This is a genomic window from Blochmannia endosymbiont of Colobopsis nipponica, from assembly GCF_014857065.1.
GTDB lineage: Bacteria > Pseudomonadota > Gammaproteobacteria > Enterobacterales > Enterobacteriaceae > Blochmanniella.
The window spans coordinates 251,683-265,035 of record NZ_CP046533.1 but is presented as its reverse complement, the minus strand read 5'-3'; the positions used below and the strand labels follow the sequence as shown (position 1 = coordinate 265,035).

23 protein-coding genes and 4 tRNA genes are annotated in these 13,353 nt (G+C 31.3%); 26 read left to right on the top strand and 1 reads right to left on the bottom strand.

Annotated features, from left to right (window positions below):
• The first annotated feature begins 14 nt into the window (after positions 1–14).
• Positions 15–863, top strand: a complete 849-nt coding sequence (locus GN160_RS01275) for a biotin--[acetyl-CoA-carboxylase] ligase (RefSeq protein ID WP_192380723.1) — start codon at positions 15–17, stop codon at positions 861–863.
• A gap of 305 nt (positions 864–1,168) precedes the next feature.
• Here the strand turns inward: GN160_RS01275 and coaA are convergent, their stop codons facing one another.
• Positions 1,169–2,122 carry a type I pantothenate kinase gene (gene coaA, locus GN160_RS01270; RefSeq protein WP_192380721.1) on the bottom strand — a complete coding sequence of 318 codons (954 nt, stop codon included), beginning with the start codon at positions 2,120–2,122 and terminating at the stop codon, positions 1,169–1,171.
• Positions 2,123–2,385: 263 nt separating this feature from the next.
• Between coaA and GN160_RS01265 the strand changes: the two genes are divergently transcribed.
• The 25 genes from GN160_RS01265 to rplO all read left to right on the top strand — a co-directional run bounded on the left by GN160_RS01265 (position 2,386) and on the right by rplO (position 13,347).
• A tRNA-Thr gene (locus GN160_RS01265) sits at positions 2,386–2,458 on the top strand.
• 14 nt (positions 2,459–2,472) lie between these two features.
• Positions 2,473–2,554, top strand: a tRNA-Tyr gene (locus GN160_RS01260).
• A gap of 42 nt (positions 2,555–2,596) precedes the next feature.
• Positions 2,597–2,668: transfer RNA gene (locus tag GN160_RS01255), tRNA-Gly, on the top strand.
• Between the two features lie 18 nt (positions 2,669–2,686).
• Positions 2,687–2,760, top strand: a tRNA-Thr gene (locus GN160_RS01250).
• Between the two features lie 299 nt (positions 2,761–3,059).
• Positions 3,060–3,557, top strand: a complete 498-nt coding sequence (gene bfr / locus GN160_RS01245) for a bacterioferritin (RefSeq protein ID WP_192380719.1) — start codon at positions 3,060–3,062, stop codon at positions 3,555–3,557.
• Between the two features lie 426 nt (positions 3,558–3,983).
• Positions 3,984–4,295, top strand: coding sequence for a 30S ribosomal protein S10 (gene rpsJ, locus GN160_RS01240; RefSeq protein ID WP_192380717.1), 312 nt, complete (start codon positions 3,984–3,986; stop codon positions 4,293–4,295).
• Positions 4,296–4,337: 42 nt separating this feature from the next.
• Positions 4,338–4,970, top strand: coding sequence for a 50S ribosomal protein L3 (gene rplC, locus GN160_RS01235; protein WP_192380715.1), 633 nt, complete (start codon positions 4,338–4,340; stop codon positions 4,968–4,970).
• Between the two features lie 80 nt (positions 4,971–5,050).
• On the top strand, positions 5,051–5,674 hold the full coding sequence (gene rplD, locus GN160_RS01230) for a 50S ribosomal protein L4 (RefSeq protein ID WP_192380713.1): 624 nt from the start codon (positions 5,051–5,053) through the stop codon (positions 5,672–5,674).
• 1 nt (position 5,675) lies between these two features.
• Complete coding sequence (gene rplW / locus GN160_RS01225) at positions 5,676–5,993, top strand: 50S ribosomal protein L23 (RefSeq protein ID WP_192380865.1); 318 nt, start codon at positions 5,676–5,678, stop codon at positions 5,991–5,993.
• A gap of 27 nt (positions 5,994–6,020) precedes the next feature.
• Positions 6,021–6,845 carry a 50S ribosomal protein L2 gene (gene rplB, locus GN160_RS01220; RefSeq protein ID WP_192380711.1) on the top strand — a complete coding sequence of 275 codons (825 nt, stop codon included), beginning with the start codon at positions 6,021–6,023 and terminating at the stop codon, positions 6,843–6,845.
• A 22-nt stretch (positions 6,846–6,867) separates the two neighbouring features.
• Positions 6,868–7,152, top strand: coding sequence for a 30S ribosomal protein S19 (gene rpsS / locus GN160_RS01215; protein WP_192380710.1), 285 nt, complete (start codon positions 6,868–6,870; stop codon positions 7,150–7,152).
• Positions 7,153–7,168: 16 nt separating this feature from the next.
• Complete coding sequence (gene rplV / locus GN160_RS01210; RefSeq protein WP_192380708.1) at positions 7,169–7,501, top strand: 50S ribosomal protein L22; 333 nt, start codon at positions 7,169–7,171, stop codon at positions 7,499–7,501.
• Positions 7,502–7,541: 40 nt separating this feature from the next.
• Positions 7,542–8,249 (top strand): 30S ribosomal protein S3, encoded by a 708-nt coding sequence (gene rpsC / locus GN160_RS01205; protein ID WP_192380706.1) that lies wholly within the window; start codon positions 7,542–7,544, stop codon positions 8,247–8,249.
• Positions 8,250–8,268: 19 nt separating this feature from the next.
• Complete coding sequence (gene rplP / locus GN160_RS01200) at positions 8,269–8,676, top strand: 50S ribosomal protein L16 (RefSeq protein WP_192380704.1); 408 nt, start codon at positions 8,269–8,271, stop codon at positions 8,674–8,676.
• 3 nt (positions 8,677–8,679) lie between these two features.
• Positions 8,680–8,880, top strand: coding sequence for a 50S ribosomal protein L29 (gene rpmC, locus GN160_RS01195; protein WP_192380702.1), 201 nt, complete (start codon positions 8,680–8,682; stop codon positions 8,878–8,880).
• Positions 8,873–9,127, top strand: a complete 255-nt coding sequence (rpsQ, locus tag GN160_RS01190; protein WP_192380864.1) for a 30S ribosomal protein S17 — start codon at positions 8,873–8,875, stop codon at positions 9,125–9,127. The genes rpmC and rpsQ overlap by 8 nt, the downstream gene beginning before the upstream one ends.
• A gap of 81 nt (positions 9,128–9,208) precedes the next feature.
• Positions 9,209–9,580, top strand: a complete 372-nt coding sequence (rplN, locus tag GN160_RS01185) for a 50S ribosomal protein L14 (RefSeq protein ID WP_192380701.1) — start codon at positions 9,209–9,211, stop codon at positions 9,578–9,580.
• Between the two features lie 25 nt (positions 9,581–9,605).
• The gene (gene rplX / locus GN160_RS01180; RefSeq protein ID WP_192380699.1) at positions 9,606–9,917 is read left to right on the top strand and encodes a 50S ribosomal protein L24; all 312 of its coding nucleotides are present in this window, start codon (positions 9,606–9,608) and stop codon (positions 9,915–9,917) included.
• Positions 9,918–9,933: 16 nt separating this feature from the next.
• Positions 9,934–10,473 carry a 50S ribosomal protein L5 gene (gene rplE / locus GN160_RS01175; RefSeq protein WP_192380697.1) on the top strand — a complete coding sequence of 180 codons (540 nt, stop codon included), beginning with the start codon at positions 9,934–9,936 and terminating at the stop codon, positions 10,471–10,473.
• 19 nt (positions 10,474–10,492) lie between these two features.
• Positions 10,493–10,798: a 30S ribosomal protein S14 gene (rpsN, locus tag GN160_RS01170; RefSeq protein WP_192380695.1), complete on the top strand. Its 306-nt coding sequence runs from the start codon at positions 10,493–10,495 to the stop codon at positions 10,796–10,798.
• A gap of 53 nt (positions 10,799–10,851) precedes the next feature.
• Complete coding sequence (gene rpsH / locus GN160_RS01165) at positions 10,852–11,244, top strand: 30S ribosomal protein S8 (RefSeq protein ID WP_192380693.1); 393 nt, start codon at positions 10,852–10,854, stop codon at positions 11,242–11,244.
• Positions 11,245–11,256: 12 nt separating this feature from the next.
• A complete protein-coding gene (rplF, locus tag GN160_RS01160) occupies positions 11,257–11,790 on the top strand; it encodes a 50S ribosomal protein L6 (RefSeq protein WP_192380691.1) in 534 nt (177 codons plus the stop codon).
• 31 nt (positions 11,791–11,821) lie between these two features.
• On the top strand, positions 11,822–12,175 hold the full coding sequence (rplR, locus tag GN160_RS01155; RefSeq protein WP_192380689.1) for a 50S ribosomal protein L18: 354 nt from the start codon (positions 11,822–11,824) through the stop codon (positions 12,173–12,175).
• Positions 12,176–12,204: 29 nt separating this feature from the next.
• Positions 12,205–12,717, top strand: a complete 513-nt coding sequence (gene rpsE / locus GN160_RS01150; protein WP_192380687.1) for a 30S ribosomal protein S5 — start codon at positions 12,205–12,207, stop codon at positions 12,715–12,717.
• Positions 12,718–12,912: 195 nt separating this feature from the next.
• On the top strand, positions 12,913–13,347 hold the full coding sequence (gene rplO, locus GN160_RS01145) for a 50S ribosomal protein L15 (RefSeq protein WP_192380685.1): 435 nt from the start codon (positions 12,913–12,915) through the stop codon (positions 13,345–13,347).
• Positions 13,348–13,353: the final 6 nt, after the last annotated feature.

Below are 13,353 nucleotides of genomic sequence, written 5' to 3'. Positions count from 1 at the left end.
AAAATTGGTTACATATGCATATAATTTGTGATTGGGAATTACATGATATAGCAAATAAATTTAGTTATTATTATGAATATAGGAGTTTTACTGAATTTTATGTTTTATCTGATATTTTAAAAGATTATTCGAATAATAATTTATTTTTATTTTTAATAATTGATTCAACAAATAAATATTTGATAGATCATATTGTTAATTTAAAATCTGGAGATGTTTGTATTGCAGAGTATCAGAGTCAAGGAATGGGTAGGTTGGGTAGAAAATGGATATCTTTTCTTGGTGGTAATTTATATTTTTCTATTTATTGGCATATGGTTAAGAGAAAAGTATTTAATACGATATTTAGCCCAATGGTTGCTGTTGTGGTGGCAGAAACATTGAAGATATTAGGTGTACGTATGGTACGAATTAAGTGGCCTAATGACATTTATCTTAATAATCGTAAATTAGCGGGAATATTAGTAGAAATTAAAAATAAAATTAATGATGATTTTTTACATTTGATAATTGGCATTGGCATCAATTTATCGTCATTTCATATGTCAGCACATTATAGCAATATGGTATATAAAAATAGTTGGGCAAGTTTACAAGAATTTGATATTTATATCAATCGTAATTTACTAATTTTTGAATTAATTAGTGTTCTACATGATACTTTACGAAAATTTGAGCATGGAGATTTTAGGTCTTTTGTTATGCGTTGGTCATTATTTGATAATTTTTATAATAAAAAAATAAAATTATTGGTTAATAATAAAATATTACAAGGTATTAATCGTGGTATAAATAGACAGGGTGCTTTACTATTAGAAAGATCCGGAAGAGTATATTCTTATTTGAATGCTAATATTTTTTAGTTAGGTTAATTGTTTATTTAAATGTGTATAGTATTATTTGGGTCCATCGATTAGTTATTTTATTTAAAATTAGTATCATTATGTTGAACGTTTAAAAATTATTTTAGTTGATATTAAATTTATTTTATTACTTTACCATATGATTATAGAGTTTATTTCAAATGGATGAGATAATTTCAGTAATCGTGTTTTGATTATTTTAAATATTTGTCGAATATAAGGTTATTAAATTTGTTATTAAATGTTGACTTATTTATATTATAAAATATTTAGATTATTATTTAATGGTAAAGAAAGTAATTAGATTATGTTCTTACCTTAATTTTATTTATTTTGTGATTTATGCTTTTAATTAAAATGAGGTTCGCACGTTTTTTTGTAGGTAATATATTTTGTCGTAAATTTGGACTATTAATTTCTTTCCATATTTTAGATGCGTTTTTGATAGTTTGTTGATTGGAAAGTTTAGTATAGTGATGGAAAAAGGAATTAGCGTTTAAAAAAGTGCTTTGGCGTAATTTAAGAAAACGTTGAATATACCAGCGTTTCAATAGCCACTCTTGAGCATCAACATAAATAGAAAAATCGAGAAAATCTGATACAAATATATTATAGGCGTTTTCTTTATAGTCTAAATTACTTTGTAGTACATTAAGTCCTTCAAGGATTAAAATATCTGGTTTTGATATTGTTTTTTTTTTGTTATAAATAACATCGTATATTAAGTGAGAATAAATTGGAACTTTTATTATTTTTTCTCCAGATTTTATTTTGGAAAGAAAGTGTACTAGGCTTCGTGTATCATATGATTGTGGAAAGCCTTTTTTTTTCATTATGTTTCTTTTTTTTAAAATTTTATTAGAATGTAGAAATCCATCTGTAGTTACTAATTCTACCACACGATGTTCTGGCCATCTACTTAGCAATGTTTTTAATACTCTAGCGGTTGTGCTTTTACCAACTGCGACACTTCCAGCTATTCCTATAATATAAGGAACAGGTTGAATATTAGTTCCTAAAAACTGTTCTGTTGCAATTTTACGTCTTATGTTATATGTAATATAGAAATTAAGAAGGCGTGATAAAGGTAGATAAATATTCTTGACTTCTTGTAAAGAAAGTTCTTCATTAATTCCTTGTATTTTTTTTATTTCTTTCTTGTTTAAAAGTAACGGAACCGAATTTCTTAATCTCGACCATTGGGTGCGATTAAATTCTAGATAAGGAACTGAAGATAATTGTATTTTATTATTATTCATGTCATTTCCCACAAATGTTGGTATGTTTTATTAATAATTGTAAATAATTTCTTGCAAAAATATTAATAGTTAAATACTATGAATCTATGAATAAATTATGTTTGGCTTGTTAGTATTTGATTTGTTTCGGTTGCGTAATTTTTTCTATTTCTTGGTGTGTTGTTGTGTAACATATTAGTATCTGTAGTTTTTATAATTTAAAATAAATATTTTATCGGTTTGATATGTTTTATTTTAAGATCTTGTATTCTAATCTTGTAGAGGTCGGTATAGCTCAGTGGGTAGAGCAACTGATTTGTAATCAGTAGGTCGAAGGTTCAAGTCCTTCTGCCGGCATTTGTTTGTGTCTTGGTGGGGTTCCCGAGCGGCTAAAGGGAGCAGACTGTAAATCTGTCGTCTTAGACTTCGAAGGTTCGAATCCTTCCCCCACCATCTGTTTTGCTTTTATGTAGTTTTATCTTTTTTTTAGTTTTGGTGGGCATCGTATAATGGATATTACCTCAACCTTCCAAGTTGATGATGTGGGTTCAATTCCCACTGTCCGCTTTATTTAATCGTAATTTTGCTGACATAGCTCAGTTGGTTAGAGCACATTCTTGGTAAGGATGAGGTCGGCAGTTCAAATCTGCCTGTCAGCAAATTTTATGTTTTGTGTTATTTAATTTACATCCAAAATTTTTTTGTTTATTTTATAAATAAATTTTTTGTGTATAATTAGTGTTAATTATTTTTTATCTAAAATTTCAATTAATTTTGTATGTATAACTAATTATTTTGGGTATGCTCTCTTGTTATATTCAGTTGGATAAAATTATGAAATAATGAATTAATTATAACTGGTGTAGTTCTTGTATTTTATGATCAAATATCATTATGAAAGATATGATTGTGTGTTTTTGGGTTATCATGTTGATCATATGAATGAATAGGTGAATTTATGAAAATTGATGATCAGGTGGTTAATCATTTTAATAATATATTAAAAAATGAACTTGTTGCTATAAATCAGTATCTTTTACATTCTAGTATATTTAAGAAGCAGGGTTTAGTGCATCTTTTTCAAATGGAATATCAAGAATCTATGGAAGAACAAAAGCATGCAGATTCTTGTATTATGCGCATTTTATTTTTAGATGGAGTATTAGATATATCCAGATTTGATAAATTGAGTATCGGTAATGATGTTGAGAGTATTTTAAAAAATGATTTAGATTTAGAATTACGTAATATACAAAGTTTACGAGCAAGTATTGCTTATATTGATTCAACAAGTGATTATGTATCAAGAGATATAATGTTAAAAATTCTTGTTGATGAAGAAAAACATGTAGATTTTTTGGAAACTGAGTTGTATTTCATTTCAAAAATTGGAATGTGTAATTATTTACAGTCACAAATGAAAAATGATTATTTGAATGGCAGGATAGATAAATAAGCACAACAAGTTGCTAATAATTATTAGATTATTTATCTATGGAAATTACTTTATGTTATGTGGAAATTTAATTTTGGTTTATTAAATTTGAAGTTGGTATTTTGTATTTTTTAGATTCTATTTAATCCTTACTTATGTAGAGAGATTAATTTACCGTATTTTAAAATTTATATTTATATTTTATTGTATTTTGATTTGATTTAGTATCTTGTTTAATTGCAATTTCGGTTTTCTAAGTTATTATTGATCTATTGTTATTTATAGGTATAATAGTTTATACTGATATGGGTTGTTCTTGTATTTGATTATTTACATGATTTGGGGATAGGTTTTATTGTTCTTTTTTTTGTGTTTTATAATATGGAATTAGTAATTATTTGCATGTAACTAAATATGCAAACGTTGAGTAGTGGAGCCTTTGTTATTATGCAAAATCAAAGAATTAGGATTAGGTTGAAAGCTTTTGATCATAAATTAATTGATCAATCAACTGCAGAAATTGTAGAAACTGCTAAACGAACTGGAGCTCAAGTACGTGGCCCTATTCCTTTGCCTACCCGTAAAGAACGTTTTACTGTTTTAATTTCTCCTCATGTTAATAAAGATGCCCGCGATCAATATGAAATACGTACTCATAAACGATTAGTGGATATTGTTGAGCCGACTGAAAAAACTGTTGACGCTTTAATGAGATTAGACTTAGCTGCTGGTGTTGATGTTCAAATTAGTCTTGGTTAATTTGCTTTTTTATATTTTTCATATTATCAAGGATTTTTGTAAATGTATGGTTTAGTTGGTAAAAAATTGGGTATGACTAGGATTTTTAATGAAAATGGTGTTGTTACCCCAGTTACCGTAGTTTACGTAGAGCCTAATAGTGTCACTCAAATTAAAAATCTACACAGTGATGGGTATTTTGCTATTCAATTTACTACTGGTAGTAGGAAGAAGAGTCGCTTGAATAAGGCAGAATTAGGTCATTTTTTAAAGGCAGGAGTGAAGGCAGGGCGTGGTTTGTGGGAGTTTCGTATTTCTGAAAAAGAAATCTTAAATGTTAAAGTAGGTCAGAAGTTTAACGTTGAGTCTTTTATGTCTATCAAACGAGTTGATGTAACTGGTATATCAAAAGGTAAGGGATTTGCAGGTGTCATTAAGCGTTGGAATTTTCATTCACAAGATGCTAGTCATGGAAATTCTTTATCACATCGAGCTCCAGGATCTATTGGACAAAATCAAACTCCAGGAAAAGTTTTTAAAGGTAAAAAGATGCCTGGACAATTAGGTAATAAGAAAAATACTGTACAAAGTTTGGATCTTGTCCGTGTTGATTTAGTCCGTAATTTATTATTAATTAAAGGATCAATACCGGGATCTATTGGAAATGATATTTTGATTAAGCCTTCTATTAGGTAAATTGATTTCTATAAAGTTTAAGAAGGTGATTTATAAAATATAGGTAAATTTGATTTAGGTATTTGATTCGAGAGTGTTTTATGGATTTACAGTTACAAGATAATGGTCTTATGTTAAAAGTGTCAAGTTTTGTATTTGATAGGCCTTTTAATAAAGCATTGATACATCAGGTTGTTGTTGCATATGCGGCTGGTTCTCGTCAAGGAACAAAATCTCAGAAAAGTCGAGCATTAGTAACTGGTTCTAATAAGAAGCCTTGGCGTCAGAAAGGGACAGGTCGAGCACGTGCTGGTTCTGTGAAAAGTCCTATTTGGCGTTCTGGCGGTGTTACTTTTGCTTCTAAACCTCGAGATTATAGCCAAAAAATTAATAAAAAGATGTATAAGGGCGCATTAAGGAGTATCCTATCTGAATTAGTTCGTCAGAAGCGTTTGTTTATTGTTAATAACTTTTCTATTAACAAACCAAGAACCAGTTCCTTAATAGAAAAGTTAAAAGATATGAAATTAGTTGAAAGAGAAATTCTGAAAAAAATTTTGATTATTGTTAACAATAGGGAAAATAATTTATTTTTAGCTGCTCGTAACTTGCAGAATATTAAAGTTATTCAAACGATTAATATTAATCCTATTAGTTTGATTATTTTTGATAAGGTAGTTGTGGTTTGTGATTCAATCAGAAAAATAGAGGAAATGTGTGCGTAAAATTTATAGAGAGTATTTATTAAATGTACTTCAATCTCCTTACGTTTCTGAAAAAACGTCAGTTGCTACGGATAAATTTAATACTGTTGTTTTTAGAACAGTCAAATCTGCTAAAAAAATCGATATCAAGATTGCTGTGCAAAATTTATTTTCCGTTAAAGTACAAAATGTACGGACTTTGGTAGTTAAAGGAAAAATAAAGCGCAGTAAGAAGCATTTTGGTCGTCGTAGTGATTGGAAAAAGGCATATGTTTCTTTAAAAGAAGGTGAAAGAATAGATTTAATTAGCGAGACCAAGTTGAATAAAGTGCATAAATGAACATCAAAATATTAAGATTATTTGATTATGACTATTGTAAAGTGTAAGTCTACATCGCCTGGTAGACGTCATTTAGTTAAGGTAGTTAACTATAGTTTGCATAAAGGTAGTCCTTGTAGTGCTTTATTACGTCCATTAAGAAAATCAGGAGGGCGTAATAATCGTGGATGTATTACAGTGCGTCATATTGGTGGTAGACATAAAAGGTGTTATCGATTGCTTGATTTTAAAAGGAATAAAGATAATATTTTAGGTGTAGTAGAGCGTTTGGAATACGATCCTAATCGTTCTACTTATATTGCTTTAATTTTATATAAAGATGGTGAGCGTCGTTATATTTTAGGAGTAAAAAATCTAAAAATTGGAGATGAAATTCAATCTGGCCTTGATGTGCCGGTAAGAATTGGTAATTCTTTGCCTATGCAATTTATTCCGATTGGTTCTATTGTACATAATATAGAAATGAAAGTTGGTAAAGGAGGGCAATTAGCGCGTTCTGCAGGTGCATGTGCTCAGATTATAGCTCGGGATGATTCTTTTGTGACTTTGCGTCTTCGTTCAGGTGAAGTGCGTAAAATTCAAGCTACATGTCGTGCAACGTTGGGTGAAGTTGGCAATAATGAGCATATGTTACGTATGTTTGGTAAAGCAGGTGCGAGTAGATGGCGAGGTATTCGTCCAACTGTCAGAGGTACTGCTATGAATCCAGTAGATCATCCTCATGGAGGTGGTGAGGGTCGTAATTTTGGTAAACATCCGGTTTCTCCTTGGGGTTTAAAAACTAAAGGTAAGAGAACTCGTAGTAACAAACGTACTGATAAGTTTATTATACGTCATCGTAGTGTTAAATAAATTAGAGGATAATTAAAATTTTATGCCACGTTCTCTTAAAAAAGGTCCATTTATTGATGCTCATCTATTAAGAAAAGTGGAAAAAGCAGTAGAAAGTGGTAATAAAAGACCAATTCGTACTTGGTCTAGGCGTTCTACTATTTTCCCAAAGATGATTGGTTTAACTATTTCTGTTCATAATGGTCGACAACATGTACCTGTATTTATTAGTGAAGAAATGGTTGGTCATAAGCTTGGAGAATTTTCTCCAACTCGTACTTATAGAGGTCATACTTATATATCAGATAAAAAAGTTAAAAAACGTTAGGTTAAGGTTAAAATAAATGCAACAAGCTATTGCAAAATATCGTTATATGCAATCTTCTCCTCAAAAAGTACGTTTAGTTGTAGATATGATTAGAGGAAAGAAAGTATTTCAAGCGATTAATATTTTAAATTTTTCTAACAAGAAATCTGCTTTCTTGCTTTTGAAACTTTTAAAATCTGTCGTTGCTAATGCTGAACATAATTTTGGTTTAAACATTGAGGATTTAAAAGTTGCTAAGATTTTTGTTGATGTCGGCCCGATTGCTAAACGAATGGTTCCACGTGCTAAAGGTCGTGCTGATCGTATTTTGAAACGTACTAGTCATGTTACTGTAATTGTAACATATTAGATTATTATTGATTAAAATTAGATAACTTAAAGGTTTGGTAATGGGACAAAAAGTACATCCTAACATAATTCGTTTAGGAATCATTAGGTATTGGAATTCTACTTGGTATGCTGGTACTAAGGATTTTGCTAACAATTTATTTAGCGATTTTAGAGTGCGTTCTTTTTTATTTAAAGAATTGTCAAAAGCGTTAATATCTCGTATTGTTATTGAACGTCCTGCTAAAAGTATTCGTGTAACTATTTATACTGCTAGACCTGGCATTGTAATAGGTAAAAAAGGAGAAGATGTTGAAAGATTACGAAGAGTTGTAGCGCATATTTCAGGTGTTCCTACACAGGTTAATATTGCTGAAGTTCGTAAGCCAGAGATAGATGCCAAGTTATTAGCTGATAATATTGTTTCTCAATTAGAACGTAGAGTGATGTTTAGAAGGGCTATGAAGAGAGTTGTGCAAAGTGCTATGCGTTTGGGAGCTAAGGGAATAAAAGTGGAGGTAAGTGGTCGTTTGGGTGGAGTTGAGATTGCACGCACTGAGTGGTATCGTGAAGGTCGTGTTCCATTACATACATTACGTGCTGATATAGATTATAGTATGTCTGAAGCACGCACTACTTATGGAATTATTGGTGTAAAAGTATGGGTATTTAGAGGTGAAATTTTAGGTGGTATGCCAATTATTACTCCAGTTACTGTAACTACATCTGCTCAAATTAAAAAACCGTCTCGTAGGGGGCGTATTAAATAATGTTTAGGAAAGGTAATTTATGTTACAACCGAAACGCACAAAGTTTCAAAAAATGCACAAGGGTAGAAATCGTGGTGTAGCAGTTGGTATTTCTGTTGATTTTGGTGATTTTGGCTTAAAGGCTATTAGCCATGGTCGATTAACTTCTAATCAGATAGAAGCAGCGAGGCGTGCCATGACTCGCGCAGTGAAGCGTCAGGGAAAAATCTGGATTCGAATTTTTCCAGATAAGCCAATTACTAAAAAACCATTAGAAGTTCGTATGGGGAAGGGTAAAGGTAATGTGGAATATTGGGTAGCTTTAGTACAACCTGGCAGGGTTTTATATGAAATGTCCGGTGTTCCTGAGGATTTAGTGAGGATGGCTTTTAAGTTGGCATCTTCAAAATTACCTGTTAAGACTGTTATTGTTACAAAAGTTGGTTAATATATGAAGTTACGAAAATTACATAAGAAAAATGTTGAAGAATTGAATTTTGATTTATTAAACCTTTTACATACACAAATAAATGTTCGTATGCAAATAAGAATGGGTCAAGTCAATCAAACTCATTTATTAAAAGAGATACGTCGTAATATTGCTCGAATTAAAACTTATTTATCTAATAAAACTAGGTCTTATGATGTCTAATAGAATTAATATTTTGCATGGTCGTGTAATTAGTGATAAAATGGAAAAATCAGTTGTCGTATCGATAGAAAGGTTTATTAAACATCCTATTTATAGGAAATTTATAAGACGTACAACGAAATTGCATGTGCATGATGAAAATAATGATAGTCGTATTGGAGATATTATTAAAATTAAAGAGTGTCGTCCGATTTCTAAAACTAAGTCTTGGATTTTAGTTTCGATCGTTAAGAAGACTGTTTTTTAATATGTATTTTAAAAAATTTTTAGAGAGTGGTTGTGTTTTGATTTGTTTTGTTTTAACTTTAAGGATTGAAGGTAATTTATTATGATTCAAGAACAAAGTATATTAAGCGTAGCTGATAATTCTGGGGCTCGTTTCGTAATGTGTATTAAAGTGCTTGGTGGTTCTCGTCGTCGATATGCGGCTATTGGTGATATAATTAAAGTAGCTATTAAGGATGCGATGCCTCGAGGTAAAGTTAAAAAGGGTGATATTGTGAAAGCTGTAGTAGTACGTACTAAGAAAGGTGTGCGTCGTTCAGATGGTTCTTTGATAAGGTTTGATACTAATTCTTGTGTTTTGCTTAATGATGTTAATGAACAGCCTATTGGTACTCGTGTTTTTGGCCCTGTTACTAGAGAGTTGCGTAATGAAAAATTTATGAAGATTGTTTCTTTAGCGCCAGAAGTTCTTTAATATATGTAGTATTAAAAGGTAATTTATGTCAGCAAAAATTCGTTGTGGCGATGAAGTTATTGTATTAAAGGGAGCGAATAAAGGCAAGCATGGTAAAGTCAAGTTTATTTTAGCTTCTGGCAGGGTTTTTATTGAAGGTTTGAACTTGGTAAAAAAACATCAGAAGTCAGTACCAGCAATGAAAAAGCTTGGTGGTATCTTTGAGAAAGAGTCGCCTATTGATATTTCTAATATTGCTATATTTAATGTTACATGTGGTAGATTAGATAAGGTGGTTTTTAAGATTAAAGATGGCAAAAAGGTTCGTGTTTTTAAATCTAGTGGAGAGAATGTTTAAGTTGCGGTAAGTTAGAATGTCGGATTTATATGATTTTTATAGAGACGTGGTAGTTCCTCGATTAATGCGTGACTTTGATTATCGATCTGTTATGGAAGTACCTAAGATTAGAAAAATTACCTTAAATATGGGTTTAGGTATATTAGGAACAGATAAAAAAAAATTAGAAAATGCTATGATGGATTTAGCTGCAATTTCAGGACAAAAACCTTTTATTACCAAAGCAAAAAAGTCAATTGCTAGTTTTAAGATTCGTCAAGGTTTTTCTATTGGTTGTAAAGTTACATTACGTGATGTACGTATGTGGGATTTTTTAAAAAAATTAATTTTTGTCGCTATACCTCGTATTAGGGATTTTCGTGGTTTGTCTAATAAATCGTTTGATAGGTATGGTAATTATAATTTTGGCATACGTGAACAGATTGTTTTTCCAGAAATTGATTATAATAAGGTCGATAGGACTTGTGGTGTAGATATAGCAATTACTACCACCGCAAAATCTAATAGTGAGGGTTATGCTTTATTAGCTGCTTTTCAGTTTCCATTTAGAAAATAAATATTATTGGGAGTAGTATGTGACAAAACAGTCAGTAGTGGCTCGTGAATTGAAACGAGCTGCATTAGTTAGTAAGTTTTTTAATCAACGTACTAAATTGAAGTCTATTATTTCTAATAGTAAGGTTTCGCATGCTAAAAGATGGCAAGCAATTTTACGATTACAGAAATTGCCGCGTGATTCTAGTCCGTCTCGTCGTCGTAATCGATGTAGCTTAACAGGTAGGCCTCATGCTTTTTTAAGAAAGTTTGGTTTAAGTCGTATTAAATTGCGAGAAGCTGCTATGCGGGGTGAAATACCGGGTTTAAGAAAGGCAAGTTGGTAACTGGTTTCTCTTGTTTTATCAATTTTATAATTTTGAGGGAATTTAAAAGAAGAATGAGTATGCAAGATCCAATTTCGGATATGTTGAGTTGTATCCGTAATGGTCAATCTTCAAGTAAAAACTCAATATCTACTCCTTTTTCTAAAATGAAGGGGTCTATTGCTGACTTATTAGTTAAGGAAGGTTATATTGTAAAATATAATGTAATAAATAATACTAAGCCAATATTGGTATTAACTTTAAAATATTTTCAAGATAAACCTGTTATTGAGTTCATTCGTCGTGTTAGTCGCCCAGGATTGCGTGTTTACAAAAAGAAACATGATATACCAGAAGTAATGTCAGGAATGGGTATTGTTATTATTTCCACATCTCAAGGAGTAATTACAGATAAGATGGCTCGTCGATTTGGTATTGGTGGTGAAATAATTTGTTATGTAGCTTGATCAGGGGAAATTATGTCTCGTGCTACTAAATTATTAGTTCTTATTCCTGAAGGTGTAATTACAAAAATTAATGGTAAATCTATTAAGGTTTGTGGTAATTATGGGGAATTAAGTCAAATTATGCATGATTATGTAAATGTGCATCGATGTGATAAAAGTCTCATTCTTTCTACGTATTGCAATCAAGCTAAATATAGAGCGTTGGCAGGTACCATGTGTTCGTTATTGAGAAATATGATGATTGGTGTTAGTCAACAATTTATTAAAAGGTTACAATTAGTAGGTATAGGTTATCGAGTTATAATTAATGACAAAGTAATTATTTTATCAGTAGGTTTTTCTCATTCTATTAATTATGAATTACCAGCAGGTATCAGCGTGGAATGTTCAGGTCAAACTGAAATTATATTAAAAGGTATTGATAAACAACTTGTTGGTCAGGTATCAGCCGATTTACGTTCGTTACGCCCTCCAGAACCTTTTAAAGGAAAGGGTATTCGTTATGTAGATGAGTTTGTATATATTAAAGAAACTAAAAAAAGATAGTTATAGTTGTTTATTAGGATACATGTGGTTTATGAATATTAAGAAAATATCTCGTATGCGTAGGGCGACGAGTTTAAGGAAAAAATTTCGTGAGTTAAAAGCTTGTCGTTTGGTCGTACATCGTACTTCGAGGCATATCTATGCTCAAGTAATAGATTGTGCTTCTTTTACGTTGGTTTCAGCTTCTACGTTAGAAGATTGTATTGCAAAACAATTAAAAATTACTAGCAATAAGAATGCAGCTTCTTTAGTAGGCAAGGTTATTGCAAAGCGTGCAATGGAAAAAGGTATCACAAAATTATCTTTTGACAGATCTGGATTTAAATATCATGGTCGTGTTCAAGCTTTAGCGGAAGCTGCGCGAAAAGTGGGTTTATGTTTTTAAATAAGAATTAGAGGTAATGAATTGTTGTTATGGATTATTTATTTACTGAAAAGCAAGTTAGTGAGTTGCGAGAGAAATTAATTACTGTAAATCGTGTATCTAAAACTGTAAAAGGCGGTCGTGTTTTTAGCTTTACAGCATTGACTGTTGTTGGCGATAATAATGGGCGTGTAGGATTTGGTTATGGCAAAGCACGTGAAGTCCCATCAGCTATCCAAAAGTCTATGGAAAAAGCTCGCCGTAGTATGATTAGTATTATATTAAAGAATGGTACTTTGCAGCATGTCATCGAAGGTACGTATACCGGTTCTTACGTATTTATTAAGCCGGCTTCTGAAGGTACTGGGATTATAGCTGGAGGCGCGATACGTGCTATTTTGGAGGTAGCTGGTGTTCATAATGTTTTGGCCAAAACTTATGGTTCTACTAATCCTATTAACGTAGTTCGAGCAACAATGAATGCTCTTCTTAATATGAAATCTCCTGAGATTATCGCTGCTAAACGTGGTAAATCTATTGAAGAAATTATTAGATATAATTAGAACATTGTGGATTGTTGTTTTGAAAATATTAAAGTTATAAAATGAGTGGTGTTTTATTCAAATTTTGTGAATTTATGTTTAGGTTAGTATTTAGATTGATACAAGTATAAATGTAGGTTATAAATATGTGGACGTATTCGAAGTTTGTGATACAATTAGAGTCTCTTATACAATCAGGGTGTTGTTATAATAATAATGAAGCTTAATGCTTTAATACCTACTAAAGGCTCAAGGTTTGTTGCCAAGCGTTTGGGTAGGGGTATTGGTTCAGGTTTAGGTAAAACTAGTGGTCGCGGCCATAAAGGTCAAAAATCTCGTTCTGGCGGAAAGCTACGTCTTGGTTTTGAGGGTGGTCAAACGCCGTTGTACCGTCGTTTGCCGAAATTTGGTTTTACATCTCGCAAGTCTTTAGTTACTACAGAAGTACGATTATCAGATTTATCACGTATTCAAAATGAATCTATAACTTTAGATTTATTAAAAAGAGAGAATATTGTTAAAAAAAATGTTAAGTTTGTCAAAATTATATTGCATGGGACAATAAGTCGTGCCGTTGTATTACGTGGTGTATGTGTCAGTAAGAGCGTTTGTTCTATTATTAGATCTCTTGGCGGAAAGATAGAGGAATAAGTCCTA